Here is a 6000-nt window from a genome sequence, read left to right as displayed (position 1 = left end):
GCCGGGCCTGATGGCTGCTCAATCCGCCGCCGGCATCTCGCTGCGCGGGCACCAGGAAGAGGCCCTGGAGGCCATCGTGCGGGGCCTGACGCCCCGTCCGGGACAGTCCGCGCCCAACGGTCTGCGGGTGACGGTGCAGATGGCCACCGGCTCCGGCAAGAGCTACGTGGGAGCCGCGGCCGGGCAGAAGCTCGCGCCCCGCGGCGTGGTGCTGGTCGTGGTGCCGACCCTGGATCTGCTGGTGCAAATGATCGGCTCGTGGCGGGCGGCCGGCCGCGCCGGGGACATGCACGCGGTGTGCTCTTTGGTCGACTCCGAGCTCCCCTACGGGGTGATGGCGAGCACCAGCCCGCTGATGATCGCCATGTGGCTGGCCCACGCCGCGAAGCACCGCCGGCCGACCACCCTGTTCGCCACCTACACCTCGGTCGGCGCGGTCGCGGATGCCTACGCCTACTGGGCCGAGCGCGAGGGCGAGCTGCTGCCTCCGCTCGCGCTGATGGTCTGCGACGAGGCGCACCGCTCGTCCGGCAGCGTCGAGAAGACCTGGACCGTGGTGCACCACCAGGGCGAGATCCCGGCGGACCGCCGGCTCTACATGACCGCGACCCCGAGGATTTGGGCGCCGCCGAGCAAGGCGATGACGCGGCGTGAGGGCGCCCACCAGCCGCTGCCGGAGGAGCTGGCGGTGTCCATGGACGACCAGCGGATCTATGGCCCGCACGTGTTCTCCCTGGGCCTGGCGGAGGCGATCGACAGGAAGCTGCTGGCGCCGTTCGAGATCGTGGTCCTGGAGCTGCGCGACCCGCTCGGGGACCGGGACAAGGCGGAGCAGCAGGGCGTGCCGTGGGGTCCGGGCGTCGGCGAGGCCGAGGACGGCAGCGAGGACGAGGTGCCGGCCGAGCGGATCGCGGCCATCCAGGCCGGGCTGCTCAAGACCGTCGTCGAGCGCGGGCTGGAGCGCTGCATCACGTTCCACAGCCGCACGATCGAGGCCCGCTACTTCTCCGAGACGCTGAATCAGACCGCCGAGAAGCTGCACTTCCAGAATCCGCAGAAATACCCCGCCGAAGTCTGGGCGCAGTGGCTCTCCGGTGAGCACGAGATCGACTACCGCAAGGAGCTTATCGGCGACTTCGGGAAGGGCGAGGAGGACGACGGTCTCAAGCACCGGATCTTCAGTAACTGCAAGGTCCTGGGCGAGGGCGTTGACATGCCGAATGCGGATTCGGTTCTCCTTCAGGGCCGGGGCAGCATGGTGGATATCGTCCAGGCCATCGGCCGGGCCCTGCGCATGCAGCCCGGCGAGGGAAAGACCGCCAGCCTGATCGTGCCGATCTTCCTCAAGCCGGGAGAGGAGCCGGGGGACATTTTGGAGTCGGATTCCTACGGCCCGCTGGTCAAGATCCTGACCGCGCTGCGCAGCCACGACGCCAAGGTGGTGGAGGCCCTGGCGGTGCCGCAGAAGTCCGGCAAGCGCACCAAGGGGCGCAGCGCTGAGGCTGCTTCTGGTCCTGGTGAGAGCTGGTCCGGCGAGGGAGGGGCGGGTGGTGCGGGGGCGTTCACGCTACCGGTGCGGTTCCAGTCGCCGGTGGACGAGAACGTGCTCGCGCTGTTCATCGCCTCGCGGGTGCTGACCGGTGAGAACCAGTTCTGGCGGGAGGGGATCAACCACGCCCGCCGGTGGCACGAGGAGACCGGCGGGCTTGACGTTCCCTATTCCGCGATGGTCGGAGAGGAGGGGAATTTCCCGCTCGGGAAATGGCTGTCGGACCGGCGCGAGGACTACGCGAACGGTGAATTGGCGCGTCATCGGGTGGAGATGCTGGATCAGCTCGGGATGATCTGGTCGGTCTCCGACGCTCGGTTCGAGGCCGGGCTGGACTGGGCTCGGGTCTGGGCGAAGGGGCACGGAGGTTCGCTGGCGGCGCCGGCGCGGGCATCGGTCGGCGGGTATGCGATCGGCACGTGGCTCTCCGAGCTGCGGGCCTCCGCGCAGGTGCCAGCGGGCGAGCAGGGCGCGTTGTCGCCGGAGCGGCGGCGGGCGCTGGAGGAGATCGACCCGTGGTGGTGCCCCGCCTGGCCCATCACGTGGCAGCGCGCGTACGCCACCGCCCGGCAGTGGTGGCTGGAGTCCGACGGCCGGGTCGACTGGACCGTCCTGCCGGTGGACACGGTGTTCGAGGGCGAGCAGCTCGGCCGCTGGGTGCAGGCGCAGCGGGCCGGGTGGCCGGAGCTGGAGGCGGACCAGCGGGACCTGCTGTCGGCGATCGGCATCGAGGAGGACCAGGAGCTGGTGGCCGCGAAGCAGGCGGCCGAGGCAAAGCCGAAGGTGTCCCGCACGGATCGGTTCCAGCAGGGTCTGGCGGCGTTGGCGCAGTTCGTGGAGCGGGAGCGCCATGCCAACGTCAAGCGCCCGCACAAGGAGCCGCTGGAGGCCGTGGAGACCGGGCCCGGGGGTGAGGAGCAGGTGGTCGTGTCGCACTTCGCCCTGGGCACGTGGCTCAACAACCAGAAGGCCCGCCGGGCGAAGCTGACGCCGGGCCAGCTCGCGCAGCTCGCCGAGCACGGGGTGGAGTGGGCGTAGCGGGCCGGCCCCGGTCCGGGTGGTCGGTTGCCCGGCGGTAGGCTGCCGGGGCCCTGAGAATGCACTGGGAGGCCATCACCTGCGGGTGGCGGCCTCCCGGCTTCTATCCTCGGATGCTGGGGCCCCTGCCGGTCACCTGCTACCCAAAGGCCGGGGTCGGTAGACCATCACCCCGCCGACCGACGCCACGCACCGGGTGCCGAGGGGGAGCCCCTCAACCACCCAGAGCTGCTGCGACTGGCCGGTGAGCAGGGCCTGGCGCAGGTGGGTGCCGCCGTACAGGATCTCGCCCGGCCGGGCGGTGGTGCCGGTCATGCAGACCACTGGGTCGGGGAGGAACTCGCCGCCGCCTTGGTGGGCGTCCTCGCGCTGGACCATCAGGTGGGCGGCGTTCACCTCGGACTCTGCGTGCTCGCCGGCGGTCTGGCAGTCCGGGCAGACCAGGAACTTCAGCTGGCCTTTCTCCCACTTGCCGCTCCAGTCCACGGCCTTCGTCCAGTCCTTCGGCGCGCGGCGCGGACACCGCGCGCAGCGCTTCAACGGGGTCTTCGTCTTCATGCCCGGCCCAACGGCCTCAGCCGATCGGTGGACACGGCGCAGCGGCGGGCCCGCTCGTCCGGTCCGGGGTGCGGTGCCGACTGGCTCTCGGAGCCTGTCGGAGGCCCTTGCCCCGGATGGGAAGCGCTCGGGGTGACCTGGTAATCCCCGTGCCCGCCGGGGCCAGGGGTAGCTGCTCCGGTGGGGTGAAGCGCGCTGGCCCGTTCCCCGGGTCAGGGGACGGGCCAGTCGTTGTACTGGCCGAGCGTGTCAGCTCGTTCGCCAGGTTCCGTGTGGGCTCCGCTCAGGCATGGTGCTCGGGTGTCCGAGCTGCCCGGTAGCGGCCTGGGCAAGCCAGTTGGTCCACCTGTCGATGAACTCGTCCAGATCTCCGATCACGAGAGGGGTGAAGGGCCAGGCCACCTGGTTCATGGCCATGCCGGGGCTGACCGCGCCCAGGGACTCGTGGTGGGGATTGAGCGCGAAGGGATCCATCGCCGGCATCACGCTGCGCAGCGGCGATGCCATGAAGGCCGTCTCGAACCACTGGTATCGCTCCGCGACCTGGGCATCGGCGTACCAGAGGGAGTGGCTGCGGCCTTCGTAGCCCATTCGGTTCTGCGGAATCCGGAGGGAGATAGTCGCGTGTGCGATCACGTCGAAGGGAGCGCCCGATCCTGTCGCCCAGGCGCTGAGGTCGGCCTGCTTGGCGCTGGTGAAGGTCAGCTGGGCGTCGGAGAGCCGGACCGTCCAAGCTCCCTCGTTTCCCTTGCGTACCTCGGCCGTGGAGACGATGTTCGTGATCGTCTTCAGGAGTTCCTCGGAGATGAGGCTGAGGGACGCGCGGGCGGCCTCGAAGAGATCCCGGCGGCGGTCGGCTTCGCTGGCCTCTGCTGACGCCTGGCGGTCGGTTTCCGCGCGGCGGGCGGCCTCGACCCGGTTCGCCTCAGCCAGTGCTGCCAACCCTCCCGAAAAAGCAGCTGCGGGAATCCGTCGCAGCCTCTCCAAGATGTTGCCGGCTGAAGGGCGGCCTTGCGGCGCCCGGAAGAGGCACTCCGTGATCAGGGCTGCCAGAAGCGCCGGGGCGGTGGTGAGCGGCGGCGGGGTTCCGTGCAGGTGCTGATCACGGAAGTCGTGCTCGTACGGTCCGGTGAAGGGCGTGATGCCTTCCAGGAGTTCGTACGCGAGGACGCCCAGGGCGTAAATGTCGCTCGCGCTTGTGGCCCTCTCGCCCTTCCAGCGCTCGGGGGCCATGTAGGCGAGGGTGCCGGCGAACTTGTAGGTCTGCTGCGCGGTGGTCGCCTCGGCGTAGCGGGCGATGCCGAAGTCGGCCAGGCACCAGCGGCCGTTGAGCAGCAGGACGTTCTCCGGCTTGAGATCGCGGTGTACGACACGGCCGTCCAGGTCGGCCAGGGTCTCGGCGATGTCGGACAGCACCCTCACTGCCTCTTCCAGGCCCAGCGATCCGTTCTGCTCCAGGTGGGCACGGAGCGACTTCTCCGCTCGGGGCATGACGAGCACCCAGTGGTCCTCGTGTTCTCCGCTGTCGATGACCGGAACGACGTTGCGCACGCCTTCCAGGTCGGTGAACAGCATCTCCCGGTCAGCGCCGGGTCGCTTGGGGACCAGCTTCACGGCCGCGTGCTCACCGGAGCTGGAGCGTGCCTCGTAGACGGCGCCGAAGCCACCCGGGTCCCCGATAGGGTCGCCAACAACCCACTCCTGGTTCAGCTCCAGCCTCATGCGTGTGCGCCTCACCGTCGTCAACCGCTCTGTCTGGATCATCATGCCGCAGCGGCCGGACAACCGTGGAGCTGTTGGCGGCGATCGGCATCGCAGCGCCCGAGGGCGGAGTATGGGCAACCGGGCATGCGACTACTCAGCGTCGTTGTCTTCCGCGTCTAGCTCGCCCGTGGTGCGCCGAACGATCTTCTTCATCACTGCCTGAAGGGATCGCAGCAGCTCCCGCTCGGCGGCTTCGGTCCTGAACAGAACGTTCCACTGGTGGACGTCGTCAACCAGGCCCTCGATCGCTTCTTCGAGCCGCTGCCGCAGCAAGCCGGGTCGGAGGGCTTCGATCTCGACTGCGATGTTCGGGTCGATATCTTCGCGTAGGCACTCCTCGCGGTACCGGGCGAAGTTGACGTCGCGGGTGTTGACGTCGTGGGTGGTGAGCCGGCCAAATCGGACGTCGGCGGCGGTGATGGCGATCTGCCGGAACTCCAGGTCGAGCTCGCCGTTGCCGTAGCGCTCCATGCGCTCGACCACCGAGCGAGGGACGCATCTGCCCGTAGGGTCCCAGTCTCCACAGAAGATCACCGTCACCCCCTTGCCCTGGCGGGCGTACTGCTGCACCGCCTCGTAGACGAAGGTCTTGGAGGACTGGCCGCGGCAGGAGTACAGGCCCACGCCCCAGGCGGAGGTCACCGGGAGAAGCACGCCCCCGACTGAGTCGCTCTCGCACCAAACCTCGACGCGGCGGCGTTGGGAGGCCCACAGGTTGCGCCGGTAGCTCTCTGTCGCGCGTTCCAGGGCGTCGTCGAGAGAGTCGTACTGGGTCTCCTGCCGAACCATGCGGGTGCCATCGGTGATCCACTCCCAAGGCAGTCTGCCGGTCTCCCGCAGGTGGCCCGTCTCGCGGACGACTACCGAGTAGTTCCGCCGCGAGCGGCCGTGGTCTTTGTCCCACAGGAGACCGACGCCGAGGTAGTAGATGTGGCGGACACTGCAGGGTCTCGCTTCTTCCGCGATCTGGCAGATCGCCGTTCGTAGGGCCTCCACCTGCGCTTTTGTGCGGCGGGCCCGTTTTATGGAGCTAGCGCTGTAATCCGCCATGGCTCCAGTGAACGCCCTGGGCCGGGTCCCAGTCACTACTG

General features: G+C 69.2%; 4 protein-coding genes. 1 reads left to right on the top strand and 3 read right to left on the bottom strand.

The window, feature by feature from the left end:
* Positions 1 to 2587: DEAD/DEAH box helicase (locus tag F7Q99_RS37095; protein ID WP_230211281.1), on the top strand; the 2587-nt coding region annotated here is incomplete at its 5' end.
* A 132-nt stretch (positions 2588 to 2719) separates the two neighbouring features.
* Here F7Q99_RS37095 and F7Q99_RS37090 read toward each other — a convergent pair.
* From F7Q99_RS37090 to F7Q99_RS37080, 3 genes are all read right to left on the bottom strand, one after another.
* A complete protein-coding gene (locus F7Q99_RS37090; RefSeq protein WP_153470951.1) occupies positions 2720 to 3145 on the bottom strand; it encodes a hypothetical protein in 426 nt (141 codons plus the stop codon).
* 249 nt (positions 3146 to 3394) lie between these two features.
* Complete coding sequence (locus tag F7Q99_RS37085) at positions 3395 to 4867, bottom strand: serine/threonine protein kinase (protein ID WP_153470948.1); 1473 nt, start codon at positions 4865 to 4867, stop codon at positions 3395 to 3397.
* Between the two features lie 132 nt (positions 4868 to 4999).
* Entirely contained in the window at positions 5000 to 5959 is a 960-nt protein-coding gene (locus F7Q99_RS37080) for a hypothetical protein (RefSeq protein ID WP_153470945.1), read from the bottom strand.
* Between the last annotated feature and the right edge of the window lie 41 nt (positions 5960 to 6000).

It is taken from the genome of Streptomyces kaniharaensis (genome assembly GCF_009569385.1).
In the GTDB taxonomy this organism is placed as follows: Bacteria; Actinomycetota; Actinomycetes; order Streptomycetales; family Streptomycetaceae; genus Kitasatospora; species Kitasatospora kaniharaensis.
Note: the sequence above shows the minus strand (reverse complement) of the source record. Positions and strands in the feature narration are given on the sequence as shown.